Origin of the sequence: Borrelia duttonii Ly (assembly GCF_000019685.1) — a bacterium.
GTDB classification, from domain to species: Bacteria; Spirochaetota; Spirochaetia; order Borreliales; family Borreliaceae; genus Borrelia; species Borrelia duttonii.
Genome location: NC_011247.1, coordinates 42,414 through 63,818 on the forward strand (window position 1 = coordinate 42,414; position 21,405 = coordinate 63,818).

A 21,405-nucleotide genomic window follows, 5' to 3' on the forward strand; every position below is an offset into this window, starting at 1 on the left:
CCAAAAATTTACTGTAGGCCTAAATGTAATTCCAATATATAATTAAATGTTTATATATAACGCATCACATAAGTAGCTTTTAACATTAGTAATATTATAAAAATCACTTCTCTTTTTTTAATTTACTCACATTATCCTCAATTTGATTACTTAAACTTTTAAGTTCATTATTAATCACACAAATTCGATTAGTACTACATGCAAGACCAGTAGAACCTAATGCCAAAGTGGTAATTGGTCTCAAATTCTCTTCAATTCTATCTAAAGCATCAATACCAAATATTGCTGCTGAATTTATTATATTTTGAAGTAATCTTACAAGCTCTTCTCTAAGTTCAAGCATATGCTCTAAAGAAACTCTAATATCATTAATAATTTCTGTATTTGAACTACTCTTAATCATAATTAAATTAGCATCACTTAAAATATAACCTCTTCTAGCCAAAACACTATCGATACTACTTGCAATATCCCATAACCCTATAAACAAATCCGAAACAACCGACTTTAAATTCTTATCAAAAGAACTTGACAAATTTGTTACTATTGTATTTAAGTTATTTAAAGTTCCAATATCTCGCTTTAATACAGAATAAATTCCATATTTAACTCTTTTAATAGTAGAATTCCATTGAAATATGCTATCAAACTGTGCCTCATCAAATCCTACAGGTGTATAAATATAAGAATCTCTAAGTTTCACAAAACTTACCTGTAATGCAGAATAAGCATCCAAAGTATTCAATCTATTTTTTTCATTCAAATTATCAAACGAATCTAAATCACCATTTAATAAAAAATCATTATTATTTGTTATCTTTCCCAATGGACATTTTAAAATTACAATACTAAGCACCAATATCATCACACATATAAAATATTTCCATTTCACTAACATTCCCCCTTTATATTTTTGAATTACAATACTGATTAAGCATCATCATACTACTTAAAGTAATATATTTTCATATCCATTATATTATAATAATAAAACTATATTACAATAATATAATATAGTTTTATTATAAATTTATACATAATATAAAAATTGATAATAATTTCTAATATCTATCTAAAGTCAAAACTAAAAGATCACTTTAATAGTAAACCTACATATTATAAGTTTACTATTAATTTTTATCAATTTATTTAATTATTTGTTATTTAATAAATTTAAATCCAAAAGGATTTACAAATACATCAAGACTATAACCATAAATATATTTCACGTATCAATTGCTCAACCTTACGACCAAGCTTGACTCGCAATACATTCAAATCATTCTTAACAGCACAAATTCTAGTATTACATTGTTGATTAGAATTTAAAGGTATAAGGCTAGTAATTGTTCCTAATATTTGCAAAATATCATTTTTATCTTTTGATTTTGCCATATCATTAATGACATCTTGTACTAATTTTGTCATTTCTCCCCATTTTGCACAAAACTCATCTAGCCCATTTTTAAGAAAATTAAAACCTGCAATATCTTTACTAATTGCCAGTTTAGATAAATTATAATTACTAAAGTCACCCCAATGCCCATTTATAAGTTTATGGATAATATGATCCGAAATATCTTTTAATTTAGAAATTAAAGCATGAGATTCATTTTTAGATAAATATTCTTCCAAAACCTTCTCTGGATGACTATTAACCACTATCTTTTGTAGATTATGCAAAGTTTTAATATCACCTTTTAAAATAGCATAAACATTATTTTTAAAAGGTAAACTATACTCAAAATTAAATTCACTCTCAATATCACTTAGCATATAATCATTAAATCCCTCAGGTCTATAATAATACAAAGCTTTAACCCTATCAAAGCTTGTCTTAAAGGCATCATAAGATTCCTCTTCTAGTGTTTTGCTTTTTTTATCCTGACCATCTCCCTTATCACCCACAACTACAATACCTTGATCAACTACATTATCTTGAACACCACCACCTGGCAAATCTTTTCCTAATGTAGCCCCACCTCCTTGATTATCTAATGTAGACCCCACCAATGAATCATCTGTTTTTCCTATTCTATCAGAATTAATTGTCCTTACAGATCTGTCCTTAGAGACATCTCTTTTACTTCCAGTATTATCAATTTTTCCCCCACCTTGCTTACAACACAATATTAATAAAGCAAATACAAATGCCAACATATAAATTCGCTGCATAAATCAATATCCTCCTTTGTGTCTTTACTCCATCAACCTTTAAAAATTAGAAAATATCTCTATATTCTAACGTAATACATTCTACCCCACTATTACAAAACAACACATAAATCATTAACAATTTTAATTAAATTTTATTAATTAAAATTATAATCTAATATATCTAATAAAAAAGCCTGCCTTAAGTGCAGACTAATTAGTGAACTGCTATTTCTAAATCAAAGATTATAGAAATAGCTTCTTGTTTCATCCCATGATAGTTTTTTAGGTTCTATAAGAACGGTCATCCACTAGAGCATGGTCCACAAGCTTTACTTCAGGTAGTTCCTGCCTTAGTTTTTATTTCCTTATAATAATAAGCTTTAAGATTTAGAGCTGCATTTATATCTCTATCATGCAAAATATTACAACCGATACAAGTCCACCTAGTATCACTTAATTTCAGGGTTGTATTTTTAATACCGCAATTGTTGCATAGCTTGCTTGATGGGAAATATCTATCAACTTTATGTAAATAGGCTCCGCACCCCTCTGATTTATATGATAATTGTCTTACAAACTCATGCCATCCTAAATCATTAACACTTTTGCCAAACATTCCTTTTTGCATGCCTTTAATTGATAAGTTTTCTATTGCTATATTTTCATAATTAGCTACAAAATAATAAGATAATTTATGTAAAAAATCTTTTCTTTGATTTGAAATTTTCCTATGCAACTTGGCAACTCTTAACCTAGATTTAGCTCTATTCCTAGAGCCCTTTTGTTTTTTTGATAGTTTTCTTTGGCATTTCTTAAGTTTGCGTTCATTTTTTAGTAAATATTTAGGATGATTGATTTTCTCACCTTCACTACTTACTAGAAAATGCCTCATACTCATATCAATACCAACTATCTCTTTTTTATTGTTATTGCATTTAGTTTTATCGTTATTTTTAACATCTAAGCACTCAACTGCTACTGAAATATAATATTTATCATCAGTATCTTTTTCTACTACTACATTTTTAATAACTTCATTGCTTTTAATTTTCCTATGTAGAACCAACTTTACAAATCCTATTTTAGGTAGCTTTATATAATCATTTTCTATTCTTATTGAGTTTTTTTGATTATTAGTTCTAAAGGTTTGCCTATTTTTCTTACTTTTATATTTAGGAAATCCTTGCGTTCTATTTACTTTTTTAATTTCCCTAAAAAAATTACTATACGCAGAATTTAAGTCAATCCATGCGCTACAAAGAGCCAAACTATCAACTTCCTTTAAGAATGGAAATTCATTTTTATAATTACTTGGATTAACACTAAGACTTTTCTTATTTTTTTCATAATAATCTTTCTTATCACTTAACATTTTGTTATACAAAAATCTTACACATCCAAATACTTTTGAAAAATATTTCTTTTGATTGGTGGTGGGATATATTCTGTACTTATAAGCTTTATTAGCACTCATTATTTTTTAAAATCATTATATTATATTTTAACTTACGTTACAAATTCATATCCACCTAAATTTCATAGAAATTATAGGTGGAGTATTCTTTTTAATTTTTTGATAAATTAACACATACAATAATTATAACTATTATAATAGTGAATTACTCCTCGGCTTTTAATTTATAAACTTGAGTCTCAACCTGTTCGATTAAATCTAAAATCTCATCTTTAATCAAACGTATTGGATCATTCTTATAATTATCAGAACGCACAAATAAATTAACAATAGGAGACAAGTGTTTAATAAGTTCGTCTTTGTGATAAAATATTGATGCTTGCACAATTTGATCTTTAATAAGCCCTACTAACCTATTCCATTTTAAACATATAGAATCTAAATTACTAACAAGCTCCTTAAGACCCAATACATCTTTACTAGACTGAAGTGCAACTAAATTAGATTTATCAAAAATAGAACCATTCTCATTTATAATTCTAAAAATAAGAGACATCGAAAGATGTTGCAAAACATTAAGTAAATCACGAAAATAAGTATAACTACCATCCCAAACTAAAAACAAATATATGAGCATTAAATCCAGTTTACTTAAAATCTCCATATCGCCTTGAATAACAGCATAAATATTATTTTTATATAATTCACTATAACTAGCATCTAACTTACGTTCAATATTATTTAATATATTCTCATCAAACATTCTAGGCCTAGAATAATACAAGCCCTTAAGCTCTTCAATTTTTGCCTGCAACATAGCATAATTTTTCTTCAATATTTCTGTTTCTTCTTCTACTTGAACCAACTCTTCTTCTTTATTAACTTCCTTATCTTGTGAAGGATTCTCAACATCTTTGTCTAAAACATCACTACCCAATGAATCAACCACATTGGTCTTTAAATTTGGTTTATCTGAATCTGTTGTTCTTACTTGATTTATGACGAAATGACCACTTGGAGTTAAGCCAACTTCTAAATCCAAGTTCAACTTTTTATTTTCAAAATCATCCACTGCAAATTTTGATTGAACATTTTTTACAGTTGACGACGAGATTGACTCAGGCCTAGCCCTAACCAAACTCGAATGCAATACATGGTTAGTACCATGAGTCTCATCCCCCCAATGTTTACAACATAATATCAACACACTAAATATCAATACACTAAGTAAAAATATTAACCTATAAACTCGTTGCATTAATATCCTCCTTTTTTTATATCATAATTATCACATAAGCATTAAAAACATATTTATGAGATATAGATCTCAATAAACTCTATATCAATTAGAATTAAATAACATGCAATTATTAATTTATTTAATTAAAAATTAAATTATCAACAATATTATTTAATAAAAACTCTCTATCTCATATCAAATTATTCCCAATTTTTACTATCAAAAACTCCTTAAAATAATAACTACTACAAAATAAAAAACATAAGTCTACATTTAAATGCAAACTTATTTACAAGTTATTTATAAATTATTTACAAACAAGCAGATACAATAACTATAAAATTATATTAAATTCTCAGTGTTGTCTCCTAGTTAATTCATAAACCTTATCTCTAAGAGAAGAACGCAAATTTGTCAACTCATCCTTAAGAATACGTATTTTTACTTCTTCAAAATTCTTAGGAGTATCATATACATCAACAATTAACGACAAGTGTTCTACAATAAAAAATACAGAATCAAGATTGGATGCTTCAACAATTCGATCTTGAACTATCTTTACCAACTCACTCCACTTTTTATGCACAACACTTAAAGTATCTGTCATAACATCAATACACCCAAAATCTTGACTATTCTTCAATTTACTTAAATTCTCATCACTAAATATCTCACCCTTCTCATCTATAATTTTAAAGATAAGACCCCCAAGATTGTTTAAAATTCTAAAAAAATAATGGGGGTAATTATATTCTGAACTCCAAGATCCAACTGAATATCTCATTATAATTTCCAATCTACTTAAAATATGCATATCGCCCTTTAATACAGCATAAACATTATTGTTAGAAGTCCTACTATAATGCAGCTTGACATCACTCATAATCTTATCAAGTGTATATTCGCTAAATTTATCAGATCTGTAATAATACAATGTTTTAAGATTGTCAATGCTTGTCATTAATGCATCATAAGATTTCTCAAATGTCCTTTGTTTTTGTTCTGTATGATCAGATCCCTTCTCCTCATCAACAACATCAGGTGTCTTCTCCCCATTACTTGGCATATCAGGTAAACCATTACTTAACACATTAGGTGGTGGGGTTAAAGTATTTGCATCCTCACCATTTTCTGTTCGTCTTGATGCTGATAAATCACCCACTGGTTTTATGTTAATTGACAAATCTACACCTAACTTATTATGTCGTAAATCACCTGTACCTGAAGTCTTTGTTTCTTCCAAGTGAGTATTATTTAACACAGTAGCTGGCATTGATCCATAGATCTTCCTATCTCTATTCATTAATTGACCATTACTAATATCGCCTCTATCCTGCCTACAACATAATATAAATACACTAAATACAAATATTATTCTATAAATCTGATGCATTAAATCCTCCTTTTTCTATTTACATCATAATTTCCATATAAGCATCAAAAACATATTGATGACATATAAAACCCACTACAGTCTACACCCATTATCATCAAATAACATGAAATTATTAATTTATTTAATTAAAAATTTATTGATTAATAAAATTGCTCTATAAAACATAATTTTAAACAAATTAATTATATTTATCTTGTCTATATAAATCCTATTTTTTCATTCATAAATAAAACTAAGCCTGCACTTAAGCAGGCTCAGAGAATATTTATACGTCTACTTGCACTCTTTGAAACGAATACAAGTCCTTAATAAACAAATACTATTATCTACTATTATCAATTTGATTTCACAAGCCCAAGCCTTAGTTTTCTAACTTGCTCTTCAATCTGATAGCACAAATCTAGCAACTCATTTTTAAGTGAACATAATTGACTAGTAGATTCCTGATCACCTCTTAGAGTATCTAAATCAATAATAGGTTGTAAATTTTGAATAACATCCTCTTGGGTTGCAAACCTTGCTGCATTGTTAATTATATTTTGAAGCAACTTCACCATTTCTCTCCATTTTTCTCGAATATCATCCATCTTATTTCCAAGATTATTAATACCATCTACATCCTGACTATCTTGCATTAAAGCTAAATTATCCTTACTCAAAATAGCACCTGTTTCATTCATAATTGCAAAAATAGAGCTCCCTACAATACCACACAACTTAATAAGCAAAGGTCTAGAATTAAGTTCAACACTATATGCATCCCCAGACCCTTTTGTAAGCATTAATATTTTTTCTAAGTTATTAAGAGAAATAATATCTCCATTTAAACTTTCATAAACACTATCCTTAAAACCTTGTTTCTCATCAACACCAAATTTTTTCCTTATGCTATCAAATAAAGACACATTAAAATTCTTAGGTCTACGATTATAAAATCTTTTAAGTTTGTCATAACTTCGCTTAAATTTGGCATAAGCCTTCTTTGGGGTTTTTGGTACTCTTTTGGTTCGATTATTAAATCTCTCTATAACTTCCACCTGGGCATCTGATGTTAAACCTGAATTACCTGATTTCACTTTAACATCTGGCGTAATTGTTGGGAATGAACGTATTTTTCGCATTCCATATTTATCAGGAGTTATAACTCTATCTTGACCACAAGATAACACGCATACACTAAACAATAAGATTATAACGCGCATTCTCTGCATTAATATCCTCCTTTTGTGATTCAACCTACACAATAATATGTAATGTAATTTCAACTTCTATGTTTATAACACTATAAAACATGCTGATACACTACATAGAATGACATACATTTTACACCCACTATAACCAAATAACACAAAAACTACTAATTATTTTAATAAATTTAATTAATTTAATTTGTTACTCAACAGATTAAAACTCTGATGTTGTCTCTTTCTCGGGATATATTATTTTAAAAACTTTCTCTGTAATTCTTGTTCTTAAATTTATCAAATCATTTTTAAGTTTACACATTTTAAAGCCAATTCCTAAAACATCAGCTCCACCTGTCACACACTTTTGTTCATATATACAATCTAAATTAATAATTGGTCCTAATCCTTTGATAATAAGATTTTTAGCATTAAGTTTCGCTACATCATTAATAACATATTCTATCAACTTCATAATATCATTAAATTTATTATACATATCACTCAACATAACAGAAATTTCATTCAAATTTTCCACATTCCCAATAGATTTAATTTTTGCCAAATTAGCAACACTGAAAATTTCAGATCCATTATATTTAACTATAACTGCATAAATGGTACGCCAAAAAATCTTCCTTAATGTATCAATCAAAGGTTCAGCATTTTTTTCATACAAATAATCAGATTTGTTTTCAACAGAAAACAGTACTATTTTTTTTAACTTATTAATAATATTAACATCCCAATTTAATACAGCATAAAGACTATCCTTCAAAGCTTGCATTTCCTCAACTCCAAAAGCCTCTTCAAAATCATCAAAAAAAGATACATAAAATCCTTTGGGTTTCTTATATAAAGCTTTAAGTTTTTCAAGATTTACCACAAGTGCCTCATAAGCTTGATCAGGAGTTAATAAAATTTTTTTCCTATCCACATTATCTTCAATAAACAAGACTTTACCTACGTCAAAACCATTTTCTTTATATTCTGCAACACCTGTTACAACTTGATTTGGTTTGATTTTACTTTTTCTTACAATCGAACTACTAACATTCTCACTACTCCCTTGTCTGCAAGATAATACCAATACAAATGAAAAAATTACCACACATATTTGTTGCATCAATATCCTCCTTTTATTTATTCAAAAAACAATTTTTATGAATAAAATATTATCAAAAAACAATGCATAAATACATTCTATATGCATTTTCATAAAATTAAACTTATTACACAATAACTTATGTAAATACTTATATTCAATTTCAGTTTAATTTAAATACCATTTTTTAAGCTAATTAAGTTAACAACAAAAACAAAATACATTATTAAATTAGAAAAAAAGATTAATATACTAAAGATTTATCATAATATAACGTTAATATATAACTCGAATCAATTCATTACTTTTAACTTCAATTTGATAACGCAAATTTATCAAATCATTTTTAAGTTCACAAATTTTATAATTGTCTTTACAAAATTGATTCTTATCTATAAAATTCATATCTCTAATTTTTCTCAATTGCAACAAAATCTCGTCTCTAAAAAAATTATTATAATTTTGAATATCATTATAAAAAAATTTTGATAAATTATTAATGAAATTTTTTAATAAAATCGAAAACTCTGTCCATTTCAAATGCATATCATGTAACATATTCTTAATCTCATTTATACCCGTTATATCTCGACTATATTTAAGCTTGTTCAATTTATAATTTCCAAAAACATCATTTTGCTCTAAAATCGCAGACAAGGTGTTTATTACTAAAGTATATATACCTAAAAGTAACAACACACTATCACTTAAAATATGATTTTTACTATCTCCATCAACAAAAATAACATCAGGACCATTCCAAGCATTAAAAAGGAAATAATTTCTTCTTAAAATAGCATAAATCAAATCAATATGAAATTGTCTATTAGTAATATTAAATTTACTTTTAAAATCATTAAGAAAAGGAATATTTAAAATTTCAAAACTATCATGATATAAGGATTTAAGCTTATTAAAGCTATGTTCTAATTCAGAATAAGCTTGTTTTAATTCAAACTCAGTTAACGATTTTGATACGCCTGTAACTATTCCTTCTCTTACATTTGCCAAATTAGTTACAGATTGAGCACAAGAAAACGATAATATATTAAGTGCAAATATTATCGCACATACTATCATTTATTTCTCCTTTCTTTTAGACATACAATAAATTTTTACATTACAAATCTAATATCACATACTAATAAAACATGTATTACTACATATGTAAATCATTCAATATGTTAATTGTATTCAATACATAAATGTAATATGTTTTTTTATATATATAAAATATAATATAACATAATTAATCTATCTAATTAATATGTTTACAATAAAAACCTTATCTAACTACATGATTTTTTAGAAAATTTAACATTTATTTTGATTTTGAATATATTTTTGATGATATCAATAGAGGCTCCTCCAGTAGAAATCAGACAATAACTTCTAGACCAAAAATAAGGTTTCCAATAATATTTATCTAAATGAGTAGAATATTTTTTCCTTATAAGCCTTGAAGCTACTGTTTTTAGAGTATTGATAAATTTAGAAGGTTCAATATTGGGGGTAAATTCTAGTAATAAGTAATAAATGAATATGATCCTTGTCATGGTTGAATTCATTAAGGGTTATTTTCCATAAAGAACATATATTAAGTATTATTTGGTAAAAAGAAGATGAAAGCTCGGCTTTTATGCCTATATTTAGTAACTAATACTAGGTGATAATTAATAGAATATACGCAGTGATTATTAAAAGTTAGCTTGTGTGACATATACACTTAAGTATAAAATATTATAAAATAATAAAACATATGAGTGCTAATAAAGCTTATAAGTACAGAATATATCCTGACGCTAATCAAAAGAAATATTTTTCAAAAGTATTTGGGTGCGTAAGATTTTTGTATAACAAAATGTTAAGTGATAAGAAAGATTATTATGAAAAAAATAAACAAAGTCTTATTACTTATCCAAGCAAATATAAAGAAGAATTTCTATTCTTAAAGGAAGTTGATAGTTTGGCTCTTTGCAATGCTCAACTTGACTTAAATTCTGCGTATAGTAATTTTTTTAGAGAAATTAAAAAAGGAAATAGAACACAAGGATTTCCTAAATATAAAAGTAAGAAAAATAGACAAACCTTTAGAACTAATAATCAAAAAAACTCAATAAGAATAGAAAATGATTATATAAAGCTACCTAAAATAGGATTTGTAAAATTAGCTCTACATAGGAAAATTAAAAGCAATGAACTTATTAAAAATGTAGTAGTAGAAAAAGATACTGATGATAAATATTACATTTCAGTAGCGGTTGAGTGCTTAGATGTTAAAAATAACGATAAAACTAAATGCAATAAAAAAGAGATAGTTGGTATTGATATGAGTATGAGGCATTTTTTAGTAAGTAGTGGGGGTGAGAAAATCAATCATCCCAAATGTTTACTAAAAAATGAATGTAAACTCAAGAAATGCCAAAGAAAACTATCAAAAAAACAAAAGGGCTCTAGAAATAGAGCTAAATCTAGATTAAGAGTTGCCAAATTGCATAGGAAAATTTCAAATCAAAGAAAAGATTTTTTACATAAATTATCTTATTATTTTGTAGTTAATTATAAAAATATAGTAATAGAAAGCCTATCAATTAAAAGTATGCAAAAAGGAATGTTTGGCAAAAGTGTTAATGATTTGGGATGGCATGAGTTTGTAAGACAATTATCATATAAATCAGAGTGGTCTAAATCTTATTTGCATAAAGTTGATAGATATTTTCCATCAAGCAAGCTATGCAACAATTGCGGTATTAAAAATACAACCCTAAAATTAAGTGATATTAGGTGGAGTTGTAGGAGTTGTAACACTTTGCACGATAGAGATATAAATGCAGCTCTAAATCTTAAAGCTTATTATTATAAGGAAATAAAAACTAAGGCAGGAACTGCCTGAAGTAAAGCTTGTGGACCATGCTCTAGTGGATGACCGTTCTTATAGAACCTAAAAAGCTATCATGGGATGAAACAAGAAGCTATTTCTATAATCTTTGATTTAGAAATAGCAGTTCACTCCCATAATTTTAAATTATTCGCAACTCTTAATTACTCTATATAATAAAATTGATGAAGTCCAAATTTATATGAACTTCATCAACGATTAATTAATTAAAAAGCAACTAATTTAAAATTTTAAACAAATTTCATTCAACACTTTTTTCTTTAATTTGAGAATATAAATCCATAAATTCATTCTTAAGCTTACAAATTACACCTTTACATGACTGATTCGCATCTAATGACTTTAATTCGACAATTGGTTCTAATTGTGCTATCATTGCCTCTTTATCAGCAACATTTCTAGTTTCAATATATTTAGAAGCAAATACAGAAACATTATTAATTGTATTTTGAAGCAAGCTCACCAACTCATCCCATTTGACACGCATATCATCTAACATGTACTTAACTTCATTAAATAGTGCAATATCTTGCCTATCTCTAATTTTAATTAAACCATCATTTCCAAAAACACTATCATTATTCAAAAATAAAAAAAGAATATTTCCCAGTTCATTTAACCTATAAAGCAAAGGCCTACCATTAAGTGCAGACATATATTCGTCCTTAGTCTCAATTGAATCTGCAACTATCTTTTTTAAGTTATCAATAGTTGCAACATCTCCTTTAAATGCAGCATAAATGGTTTCCTTAAAATTTTCATAATAGGTATTTCCAAATTTATTCTTAATGTCATCAAACAGAGAAACATTAAACCCTTCCGGTTTATAATCATATAAGGCTTTTAGATCATTAAAACTTGCAATTAATGCAGAATAAATTTGCTGTTGTTCAGATGTCAATGATTTCATATCCATGTAATCACCTGCTTGATCATTTATCACATTATCCTCCTTTTCCTTACATGATAGTAATAGTATACTAGATGCAAAAACTACCATAAATATTCTTTTCATTAATATCTCCTTTTTCTTTAGTTACACAATATCTATTAATTCAAACTTTACATCACACTATAAAACATATTTATGCAATGTAGCATGACATAAATTGATTCAATATTAATTTGTGCCCAATATAATATAATAATTATTTTAAATAATGGCAATATAATTATTACTTAAGTTAAACATTTAAATAATAAAAACGTTTATACAATATAAAATCTACAATAAAGACTTTATATGTAAACTTTGTCATTATCAACTATACATAAATATCATAATGGCTAAATGAAAACCATATTATAATTATAAAAATTAAGATTTTGGATTTTTTAAGATAGACCTCTACCAAGGTACGACATTCACATTTAACTTACAAAGATGAATATAACAAATAAAATAATACAACAGATATTCTTTAAATTTATTATCGTTTTTTTAATTGCAATATCACACACTTTAAAACATATAAAAAACAAAACCCAAACATGGGCTTCGTTTTTCAGTGAATGAATATTACTATATCCTGATATCAGCAAAAATTAAATAAATATAACAACACATATAATATTATGGTATTGAATTTTGTGGTTGCAATGCATTCAATAAATCATCACCTTTATCCAAAATTTGATTAGCTAACCTCACCAACTCATTCTTAAGTTTACAAATCAAACTATCCGAACATACCTGATTAAAATTGTTTATATCTAAAACAGCAATTGGTCGTAATCCATCTTCAATACTTTTCATATAAGAAATTTTCTCATTATCTTTAAAACGATCATTTTTGATCTTAATATATGCATCAGCAAATACTGCAACATCATTTATTATTTTTTGAACTTCTGCGACTAACTTTGCCCACTCAACACAAAAATCATCGATCATCAATTTAATTTTTTTAAGCCCTTCTATATCTTTACTATATTTAAGCTTCTCTAAAAGCTGATTACCTTTAACATCATAATATGCTTTCATAATAGCAAAAATAGTAAACTGTGAAATATGATCCAGTTTAGCAACCAAAGAATGACCATTGAAATTCTTGTACATATATGAAGATTGATCTTCATTAAGATCTATCACTATCTTTTTTAAATTTCCAACAACATCAATACTCCCATGTAAGACAGCATAAACATTGTCATCCATAATGAATATATTATCTTTAATCCTAAATTCATCATCAATATCCGAAAACAAAGATATGTTAAACCCATCATCTCTATAATAATATAACGATCGAAGATTATTTAAACTTGTACTCAATTCATCATAAGCCTGCTCTAAAGAATTCAAGTCATAATAACCAAACCTTCCTCTTTTATTTTTCTTTCTTTCTTTTGTTTCTTCAAAATTTGAATCTTCCAAATCTTCTGTCATAATATTTCCTTGTCTACAACATAGAAATAAAACAGCAAAGAAACATAACATCACACCCACTTTTGTCATCTTTTCTCCTCTATGCTTAAATTAAAAACACATTTATTACAAATTCAATACCATATAAAAAATAAGTACTACAAAGCATGCTTATATAATAAAAACTATATATGTACAATATAATCATTATTTAAAATAAAACAATATTATTATTAAATTAATTAAAAAAATTAATAATAATACCAACATTTCCTTCAAATAAACCTATTAATTATTCAATTAATAGTTCACATTCTCTCTACACAAGAATAAAAAAATAATAAATATAAATACTAAACCACTCACAAATAATTTCATTAGTAATCTTTATATCTTATCAACTTATTCATTTTCTCCTTAAGCTGTCTGCATAATACCCTTAGATTATTCTTTAGTTTGCAAATATGCATATCATCATCTGGCAAATTACAATCACAATTCTGATTATATTTAATAACCTCCAAATCAGTAATTGGTTTCAATCTTTCCATAATTTCATCTTTAGTAGTAAATCTTGAAGCATCGTTAATAATACCTTTAACTAAACTCACCATATTTTCCCATTTCAAACAAATATGCTCTAAAATACTTGCAAGTTCATTTAAACCTTCTATATCTTTACTATCTTGAAGTTTTAACAAATTATCATCATTTAAAATATAACCATTTTTATGCATAACTATACCTAAAAGATAATTTGCCATCTTACTAAAATGAAAAAGCAAAAAATAAGCATTACTCTCAAAAAGATAATCTTGACTTACTACCTCATTTTTTCCAAAAGAATGCATTACTATTTTTTCCAAATTCTTTAAAACAGCAACATCTCCCTTCACCATAGCATAAACACTGTCCCTAAAGTCTTGCTTCTCATCAACCCCAAATTTAGTCTTAATGTTTTCAAACAAAAAATCACTAAATTCGCTAGGTCTATAATGATATAAATCCACAAGCTTAGATAAATTTGTTCTTAATGCAATATAAGCTTTTGTTCTCAATGAATCAAATGTTTCTGTCTCTTCATCTTCAACATGCCCATCTTCCCCATTTCCTTGAAAATCTTTAACACCTGTTGGTTTTAACCCATCTGTTTTTTCTGTTCCTATATCAGATACAACTGGTGAGAATGGAAAATTTGACACACTTCCCAATTTATTCTTAGTCTCTTCAGTCCCTTTAATGTTATGTCTATCATTTCTCCATTGTTTACAACATAACATTAACATACCAAATAAAAATACTAAAATGTAAATTCGCTGCATTAATATCCTCCTTTATATTCCATATCACACAACTAAAAATACTGTGGTGACATATAAAACGTAATGCATTCTACATCTATTATCACGAAACAATAAATTAATTATTAAGATTATTAATTAATAATGAATTAAACATTCAGCACAACCCCATATAACAAAAATTTATCGAATCTATATCCTTTTATTTCAAAACCATATCAATCACATACATCATAACTTGATACAAAAAATCTAATATTGTAGATAAATTAAACCGTTAAATATATTAACGATGTTTTTCTAATTTTTTGCATTAAATTTTAAGTTAAAATATCATGTGTCAACTATTAATAGGTTAATTGGTAAATTAAAATTATTCTTCAGCTAACTTAAACCAAGTAAATAGGATAGACAATGTTATAAATCACCACAATTTAAAATTTATTTCAATACGGAATTTATAAATAATTAAACACAATTAAAATTGTTATATTTTTATTTTGATTTTTAATATTGCAATTAACAATATTAAACCGCAATTATAACATTTAGGTAATGTATGGTATGAAAAATCACAAATTTAAGAAACATTAAAAAAATATCTACGTAAAGGAGTATATTTGATGAGATTAATATATAAAACAATATTGATACTAAGCACATTTTTTATATGTTGTTGCAAACAAGACAAAGGTGAACAAAATGCAAGCACAATTAAAACCGACAGCAACAAATCTAGGCACACTGATGCATGGAAAGAAAAAATGAAATTAAAAAAAGCAAAACAAATACCAAAAACACCAGAAGAAGCTTATGATGCATTAATTGAAAACTATAACGAACTTCAAGTTTTACTTAATACCCCAAAAGAATTCAATAGTTCTTTTATTACAGAAATTGGAAATTTCTTTGGGGTAGATTATGAACTATTTGTAAAAAATAATTTTTATCCTAGTGTAGGATTTGATATTACTACTATTAATAATTTGAAAAAGATGATAACGACTTTTAATCCAACTAAAAAACCTGATATTCCAGGGCTTGATGTTGCGTCTATCCATCAATTAAGTCTTTTTACCAAAGAACTTATTCGTCCAATTGATAATGCTTTCAAAGAAAACAATCAAATAAATATTCTTAAAAATAGTAATGATGTAAAAGCTTTAAACGAGCTTATAAATATGTTGGATAATTTATACGAAAAATGGGATACAATTGTAAGCCTGATTCAAACTACAATAAACGAAGCAGCAAAATTAAATAAGAAAGATGATGTTACAAAAAAATTCAAACTGTTAAATGATTTACATCTTGGTAATTTTAATCAAATATGTAATGAAAATGGTGTTAATAATGAAGTTTGTGAACTTAAAAATGAAATGGGCAAATTATCTAAAAATATTAAAAACAAAATTGAAAGCTTGATTGAAAGCTTGGTTGACAATTAAGGTAGAAATTTCGAGATATTTATAATTTTATATTTCTATACATAATTTGATATCATTTACAGTTACAATCAATACAAAACTTCATAAAAATAAAAGCCCACAAAGGTGTGGGTTTCTTTTTTCCTAAAATTGTTAAATTAAAAGTTACCTGATTTGAATCAAAATAATTAATATCTTTAAAAAATCTAACATTAAAAAACAAATAAATTGTTTATTTATTATTTATTAATAATGTTTTCTAATTTTTTTGCATTAATTTTTAACTTAGGGTATTGTATGTCAAATATTGATTATTATGATGAGTAATTTGACAAAAAAGTTACAAGAATTTAAAAACATTAATTATTAATAATATTATTAATGATACAAATTATTACACTTGTGTGATGTAGAGTATGAAAGTTGAAATTTAAATATTACGAAAAATGTTTAATATGAAGGAGTATATTTAATGAAAATAATATATAAAACAATATTTGTGCTAAGTACATTTTTTATATGCTGTTGCAAACAAGATAAGGGTGAAAAACCTAAAATTCAAGATGAAACCAAGAATTTTGCATCTGGTCACACTGCTACAAATGAAGAAACAGAAAGTTTTGAAGAAACTGACAATATCCCAAATAAATCTCATAAGCAATTACTTGAAAAGTATAATAAAATTCAAGCTTTATTTAAAAAACCAGAAGGATTTCAAAGTTCTTGTATTGAAGAAATTGAAGGTTTCTTTAATACAGACTATAAACATAGTGTTAATGACAATTTGTACTATACGCTAAATTTTGACACTACTACTATTGATAATTAAAAAAAAATAATAACTACTTTTGGTTCAAAGAATGATTATCATAATCCAGCAATTGGTGAATCATTAGTCCGAAATTTAAGTTATCTAATAATAAATATTATGCGTAAGATTGATAATTCATTTAGCAGAGATAATCGTATGAATAAACTTAAGAACACTAAAAATTTAGAAAGTCTAAATGAAATTGCAAAAATGCTAGATGATGCATATATAAAATGGAATATGTTTGTCAGCCTAATTCAAAAGACAATTAACAATGCAGCAAGCTTAACGAATAAAAAAGATGTTATACATATATTCAAAATGTTAAATGAGTTGAAGTCTTATAAAACTGAAACATGTTCTACCAATAATGCTGAAATTTGTAAACTTAAAAATGAACTGATAGTATTGTCTACAAATATTGAAAATAAGATTACAGAATTGATAACTGGAAAAGTACAGCATTAATAACTGGAAAAAATTAAAGTAAAGATTCCAAAAAATTTTATGTTTACATTAAATTTTTATAAATAATTTGGTGCGAGTGATAATAAAATAGTGATAATCAAATATAGTAACTAATATAAAATTATTAAACTAAGTCCATAAATATGTGGACTTAGTTTACCAACATCGTCTAACTAACGGGTAAAAGTCAAATATTAAAATTGAATCTGCAAATCTATTTTTTTAATTCTCTAATTAAATATGATATTGATAAATAACTATATTGAGATAAATATAAAGGATTTATATTAACAAGATATTTTCATTAATGGTATTAAAATTGTAATTTAGAGGAGGATATTTAATGTTCAAAGTATATTTTTTAATATTTATTTTAAATATATTATTACTGTGTTGCAAACAGGTAAGTAACGATCTGATAAATACAAGCACTCCTTTAGCAATTAAAACAAATTCAATCAACAAAAGAAATTTAAATAAAAATAAGTTACAAACATCAAAATTAACAAAAGAGACAGAATATACCACACTCATAAAAAGCCTTAATAAATTTAAGGCACTATATAATTGCATGCCCACAAAATTTCATGATCCTTTATTTTTTGATATTAATAAAAAATTTAATGTTACTTACAATAACAGAGATCATAAAAACCCTATCTATTCTTTGGTTAAAGGAGATACTAATACACTTCACAACTTAAAAAAAATAATAATAAAATTCAATACTCCTGCAGAATATGATACCTCAATGATTGGCGATAAATTAATTGACAGATTAAGTCTACTTGCTTTTAATATTATTTTTAATACCATAGATATAAACAATGGTGTTTTTAAAAATACCAATATGCTTAAGCTTCAATATAGTAAAGATGAAAAAGGTTTAAAGGAGCTTGCTGTGATGTTAGATGACGTATGTGTCAAATGGGATATGTTTGTAGAGCAAGTAAAAAATATAATTAATGAAGCATCAAATTTAAACATAAAAAGTAATGTTATACATAAATTAATACAATTTTACGACTTAGATTTAAATAATCCTAATCAACAATGCAAATATGATGATAAACTTTGTAATCTTAAGAATGAATTTTTAAATTCATATTTAAAAACTACAAATAAAATTAAAAGCTTAATTTAAGATATAAATTCAATACTGTAATATTTAATATCAATATTTATATATATAAATATATGTAAAGCAAATAAACAAATTAAATACCAAAAATTAAAAAACTTCCATTTTAATACATAATTTATTTTAATTACTAAACTTAATTAATAATATAAATTTTTTGATTTTTATTACAATAATGTATATACTATTAACAATGTAAAATAACATAGTTAATTATATATTTGTAATATTTTTGCAATATATGATATAAAAATTAAATTTTAAAAAATAACGGAGGATATTTAATGAAATTAATATATAAAATAATATTTATACTAAGTGCATTTCTTATATATTGCTGTAGTCAAAACACGAAAAACCCTACAGATGATACTAGAGCCAATGCTCCATTTAATCAATTAAGTTCAAGCCCAGAAGAGGAAGAAGAGGAAGAAGAAATACTAACAGATACACCAAGAAAAGTTAAAACACCAAAGGAAGTGGCTTATGATGCATTAACTGCTAGCTTTAATGCGCTTGAAACATTGTATCATCATAAAGATGAAGGATTTGATATATCTTCACTATTTGAAGAGATTAACAAAAAATTTAATAAAGATAGTCACAGGCTTCACATTCAAGATGTTCAAGATAAAGTTACCTACAGTATATCTGGAAATATCAATTGTTTAGAGAATTTAAAAAAAATAGTACTACATTCCTCAATTACCAATAAAGATGAGTATATGAAAGAACAAAACGCTAAGCCTTTAATTTATAAATTAAGTGATATTGCAAAACACTCTATTAATATAATATTAAAGGATGACAATAAATTTGGAAAGGGCAAATTAGAACAACTACAACAAAGCCAAAATATACAAGGTATCAACACACTTAAAGATATGTTAGATGATATGCATTCACAATGGCAAGAAATTGTGAAATCAACACAAGATATAATCGAAAAGGCTGCACAACATGACAGCAAAGATAATATTATTGAGGAATTAAAACCAATACTCACACTAGAGACTCTTAAAGACGATCAAGTATATAGTGCTCAGGAAAACGGTGATCCTAAACTTTGCAAACTCAAAAATCACTTTAAAACATTATGTTCTAAAGTGATAGATCAAGTGCAAGAATTACTTAACGAAATAAATCCAGCACCATAAGTTTTATATTTAATGTGCTTCTGAGCTCATATGCATATTGCATTTAAGTTATCAACAAACTTAAACCACAGTTTATGAGATATGCATAAAAACCGTAAGTCTCAAACAATTCGAAAAATAAAAAAGTCCACAAATATGTGGACTTAACTAATAACTAATTTTGCTCTGTTTAATTATTAATTTTTATTATCAATAACATCAAAAAATCGCAAATCCCTACTCCTTACCTACATCTTTTACCAACTCTAACACTTTGTCCTTAATAGAAATAAACAACTGCAACAATTCATGCTTAAGATCACAAAGTTCATTCTTAATACCTTGAACATCAACACATATTTGATTAGGATTCTCAATCTCCAAATTATTCAAAATTTCTAATTTATTTATAACAGCATTTTTAACGGTTAAATTTGATGCTTCATTAATTGCATTTTTTACTTGACCTACAAACATACCCCATTTGACACACACATCATCTAACATCAAAGCAAGCTCCTTTAAACCTTCCATATTATTACTATCCTTAAGAACACCTATATTATCATTTTTCTGAAGCAAATTATTAATCGGAACAATAAGCTTTAGACTAAACTGTCTTAACCTATGAACAAACGAATTACCAACCTCTGTATTATAATAATATCTATTAAGATTAAAAGTAGTTATTATACGTTTTAAATTATCAATAGCAACAGCATCAAACCCTAAACTAGCATAAAAATCATTTTGAGCATATTCTTCAACATAAGCATTAAATAATCTCTTCATATCGTCAAAAAAGGAATTACTAAATCCTTTTGGCCCATTAATTAAACTTTTAAATCTATTATAACTATTAAGCAATACAATATAAGCTTCCGTAAAATCACCACTTATATCTTGCTCACCATCCTGTTTAACAACTTCCGTAGATTGCTCACCATCCTGTTTACAAGAACACACAAACAATACACCTAGTATAAATATTATTTTATATATCACATTCATTAAATATACTCCTATATATATAAATATATTTTTTATGTTTATTAACCTTTAACCTAAACGTAACAAACCACAACAATAATATAAATTGTTTATTTTTTATATTATTTTTTTATATTTTAATAATTTTTATATTTTAATAATTATTAAAAATAATATCATAAATTAATCTCAATAATCAAAAAAATTTTTCATAAAAATAAAACTATTAAAATATATCAACTTACCTACAAGGTTATTTAATATATTGACAATAAAGATATAAAAGAATCAATAAAGATTGTATACATATTAATGATATACATATATAAAATAAATAATTTGTATATCAACCTTTTAATTAATTACTT

18 protein-coding genes and 1 pseudogene are annotated in these 21,405 nt (G+C 25.8%); 6 read left to right on the forward strand and 13 right to left on the reverse strand.

The window, feature by feature from the left end; genetic code table 11:
• Nucleotides 1-103: 103 nt before the first annotated feature.
• The 9 genes and pseudogenes from BDU_RS04600 to tnpA form a co-directional block, all read right to left on the reverse strand.
• Nucleotides 104-898, reverse strand: coding sequence for a hypothetical protein (locus BDU_RS04600; protein WP_012539377.1), 795 nt, complete (start codon nucleotides 896-898; stop codon nucleotides 104-106).
• Between the two features lie 308 nt (nucleotides 899-1,206).
• The gene (locus BDU_RS04605) at nucleotides 1,207-2,175 is read right to left on the reverse strand and encodes a hypothetical protein (RefSeq protein ID WP_012539378.1); all 969 of its coding nucleotides are present in this window, start codon (nucleotides 2,173-2,175) and stop codon (nucleotides 1,207-1,209) included.
• Nucleotides 2,176-2,491: 316 nt separating this feature from the next.
• Nucleotides 2,492-3,631 (reverse strand): RNA-guided endonuclease TnpB family protein, encoded by a 1,140-nt coding sequence (locus BDU_RS04610; protein WP_012539379.1) that lies wholly within the window; start codon nucleotides 3,629-3,631, stop codon nucleotides 2,492-2,494.
• Nucleotides 3,632-3,776: 145 nt separating this feature from the next.
• On the reverse strand, nucleotides 3,777-4,829 hold the full coding sequence (locus tag BDU_RS04615; protein ID WP_012539380.1) for a hypothetical protein: 1,053 nt from the start codon (nucleotides 4,827-4,829) through the stop codon (nucleotides 3,777-3,779).
• Nucleotides 4,830-5,166: 337 nt separating this feature from the next.
• Nucleotides 5,167-6,204, reverse strand: coding sequence for a hypothetical protein (locus BDU_RS04620; RefSeq protein ID WP_012539381.1), 1,038 nt, complete (start codon nucleotides 6,202-6,204; stop codon nucleotides 5,167-5,169).
• Between the two features lie 338 nt (nucleotides 6,205-6,542).
• Entirely contained in the window at nucleotides 6,543-7,418 is an 876-nt protein-coding gene (locus tag BDU_RS04625) for a hypothetical protein (RefSeq protein WP_318250793.1), read from the reverse strand.
• 193 nt (nucleotides 7,419-7,611) lie between these two features.
• Nucleotides 7,612-8,517, reverse strand: a complete 906-nt coding sequence (locus tag BDU_RS08555; RefSeq protein WP_041177813.1) for a hypothetical protein — start codon at nucleotides 8,515-8,517, stop codon at nucleotides 7,612-7,614.
• A gap of 255 nt (nucleotides 8,518-8,772) precedes the next feature.
• Nucleotides 8,773-9,576 (reverse strand): hypothetical protein, encoded by an 804-nt coding sequence (locus tag BDU_RS04635; protein WP_012539384.1) that lies wholly within the window; start codon nucleotides 9,574-9,576, stop codon nucleotides 8,773-8,775.
• Between the two features lie 209 nt (nucleotides 9,577-9,785).
• Nucleotides 9,786-10,216: pseudogene (gene tnpA / locus BDU_RS09095) on the reverse strand (IS200/IS605 family transposase).
• A gap of 39 nt (nucleotides 10,217-10,255) precedes the next feature.
• Here tnpA and BDU_RS04645 point away from each other — a divergent pair.
• A complete protein-coding gene (locus BDU_RS04645; RefSeq protein WP_012539385.1) occupies nucleotides 10,256-11,389 on the forward strand; it encodes an RNA-guided endonuclease TnpB family protein in 1,134 nt (377 codons plus the stop codon).
• Nucleotides 11,390-11,636: 247 nt separating this feature from the next.
• On the opposite strand, the gene BDU_RS04650 is transcribed toward BDU_RS04645, so the two are convergent.
• From BDU_RS04650 to BDU_RS04660, 3 genes are all read right to left on the reverse strand, one after another.
• Nucleotides 11,637-12,410 (reverse strand): hypothetical protein, encoded by a 774-nt coding sequence (locus tag BDU_RS04650; protein ID WP_012539386.1) that lies wholly within the window; start codon nucleotides 12,408-12,410, stop codon nucleotides 11,637-11,639.
• A 558-nt stretch (nucleotides 12,411-12,968) separates the two neighbouring features.
• Nucleotides 12,969-13,853, reverse strand: a complete 885-nt coding sequence (locus BDU_RS04655; protein WP_012539387.1) for a hypothetical protein — start codon at nucleotides 13,851-13,853, stop codon at nucleotides 12,969-12,971.
• A 287-nt stretch (nucleotides 13,854-14,140) separates the two neighbouring features.
• The gene (locus BDU_RS04660) at nucleotides 14,141-15,085 is read right to left on the reverse strand and encodes a hypothetical protein (protein WP_012539388.1); all 945 of its coding nucleotides are present in this window, start codon (nucleotides 15,083-15,085) and stop codon (nucleotides 14,141-14,143) included.
• A 602-nt stretch (nucleotides 15,086-15,687) separates the two neighbouring features.
• Between BDU_RS04660 and BDU_RS04665 the strand changes: the two genes are divergently transcribed.
• From BDU_RS04665 to BDU_RS04680, 5 genes are all read left to right on the forward strand, one after another.
• Nucleotides 15,688-16,512, forward strand: coding sequence for a hypothetical protein (locus tag BDU_RS04665; RefSeq protein ID WP_041177814.1), 825 nt, complete (start codon nucleotides 15,688-15,690; stop codon nucleotides 16,510-16,512).
• 451 nt (nucleotides 16,513-16,963) lie between these two features.
• On the forward strand, nucleotides 16,964-17,320 hold the full coding sequence (locus tag BDU_RS08570) for a hypothetical protein (protein WP_318250795.1): 357 nt from the start codon (nucleotides 16,964-16,966) through the stop codon (nucleotides 17,318-17,320).
• 99 nt (nucleotides 17,321-17,419) lie between these two features.
• Nucleotides 17,420-17,770, forward strand: a complete 351-nt coding sequence (locus tag BDU_RS08575; RefSeq protein WP_318250796.1) for a hypothetical protein — start codon at nucleotides 17,420-17,422, stop codon at nucleotides 17,768-17,770.
• A 343-nt stretch (nucleotides 17,771-18,113) separates the two neighbouring features.
• Entirely contained in the window at nucleotides 18,114-18,914 is an 801-nt protein-coding gene (locus BDU_RS04675; RefSeq protein WP_012539390.1) for a hypothetical protein, read from the forward strand.
• Nucleotides 18,915-19,195: 281 nt separating this feature from the next.
• Nucleotides 19,196-20,068 (forward strand): hypothetical protein, encoded by an 873-nt coding sequence (locus BDU_RS04680; protein ID WP_012539391.1) that lies wholly within the window; start codon nucleotides 19,196-19,198, stop codon nucleotides 20,066-20,068.
• Between the two features lie 216 nt (nucleotides 20,069-20,284).
• On the opposite strand, the gene BDU_RS04685 is transcribed toward BDU_RS04680, so the two are convergent.
• Nucleotides 20,285-21,058: a hypothetical protein gene (locus tag BDU_RS04685; protein ID WP_012539392.1), complete on the reverse strand. Its 774-nt coding sequence runs from the start codon at nucleotides 21,056-21,058 to the stop codon at nucleotides 20,285-20,287.
• Between the last annotated feature and the right edge of the window lie 347 nt (nucleotides 21,059-21,405).

What these genes read in the sequence shown, in the direction of transcription:
- BDU_RS04625 (WP_318250793.1), bottom strand. Translation starts at nt 7,418, where the DNA reads ATGCAGAGAATGCGCGTTATAATCTTATTGTTTAGTGTATGCGTGTTA.
- BDU_RS04615 (WP_012539380.1), bottom strand. Translation starts at nt 4,829, where the DNA reads ATGCAACGAGTTTATAGGTTAATATTTTTACTTAGTGTATTGATATTT.
- BDU_RS08555 (WP_041177813.1), bottom strand. Translation starts at nt 8,517, where the DNA reads ATGCAACAAATATGTGTGGTAATTTTTTCATTTGTATTGGTATTATCT.
- BDU_RS08575 (WP_318250796.1), top strand. Translation starts at nt 17,420, where the DNA reads ATGCGTAAGATTGATAATTCATTTAGCAGAGATAATCGTATGAATAAA.
- BDU_RS04675 (WP_012539390.1), top strand. Translation starts at nt 18,114, where the DNA reads ATGTTCAAAGTATATTTTTTAATATTTATTTTAAATATATTATTACTG.
- BDU_RS04605 (WP_012539378.1), bottom strand. Translation starts at nt 2,175, where the DNA reads ATGCAGCGAATTTATATGTTGGCATTTGTATTTGCTTTATTAATATTG.
- BDU_RS04680 (WP_012539391.1), top strand. Translation starts at nt 19,196, where the DNA reads ATGAAATTAATATATAAAATAATATTTATACTAAGTGCATTTCTTATA.
- BDU_RS04655 (WP_012539387.1), bottom strand. Translation starts at nt 13,853, where the DNA reads ATGACAAAAGTGGGTGTGATGTTATGTTTCTTTGCTGTTTTATTTCTA.
- BDU_RS04610 (WP_012539379.1), bottom strand. Translation starts at nt 3,631, where the DNA reads ATGAGTGCTAATAAAGCTTATAAGTACAGAATATATCCCACCACCAAT.
- BDU_RS08570 (WP_318250795.1), top strand. Translation starts at nt 16,964, where the DNA reads ATGAAAATAATATATAAAACAATATTTGTGCTAAGTACATTTTTTATA.
- BDU_RS04645 (WP_012539385.1), top strand. Translation starts at nt 10,256, where the DNA reads ATGAGTGCTAATAAAGCTTATAAGTACAGAATATATCCTGACGCTAAT.
- BDU_RS04665 (WP_041177814.1), top strand. Translation starts at nt 15,688, where the DNA reads ATGAGATTAATATATAAAACAATATTGATACTAAGCACATTTTTTATA.
- BDU_RS04620 (WP_012539381.1), bottom strand. Translation starts at nt 6,204, where the DNA reads ATGCATCAGATTTATAGAATAATATTTGTATTTAGTGTATTTATATTA.
- BDU_RS04685 (WP_012539392.1), bottom strand. Translation starts at nt 21,058, where the DNA reads ATGAATGTGATATATAAAATAATATTTATACTAGGTGTATTGTTTGTG.
- BDU_RS04600 (WP_012539377.1), bottom strand. Translation starts at nt 898, where the DNA reads ATGTTAGTGAAATGGAAATATTTTATATGTGTGATGATATTGGTGCTT.
- BDU_RS04660 (WP_012539388.1), bottom strand. Translation starts at nt 15,085, where the DNA reads ATGCAGCGAATTTACATTTTAGTATTTTTATTTGGTATGTTAATGTTA.
- BDU_RS04650 (WP_012539386.1), bottom strand. Translation starts at nt 12,410, where the DNA reads ATGAAAAGAATATTTATGGTAGTTTTTGCATCTAGTATACTATTACTA.
- BDU_RS04635 (WP_012539384.1), bottom strand. Translation starts at nt 9,576, where the DNA reads ATGATAGTATGTGCGATAATATTTGCACTTAATATATTATCGTTTTCT.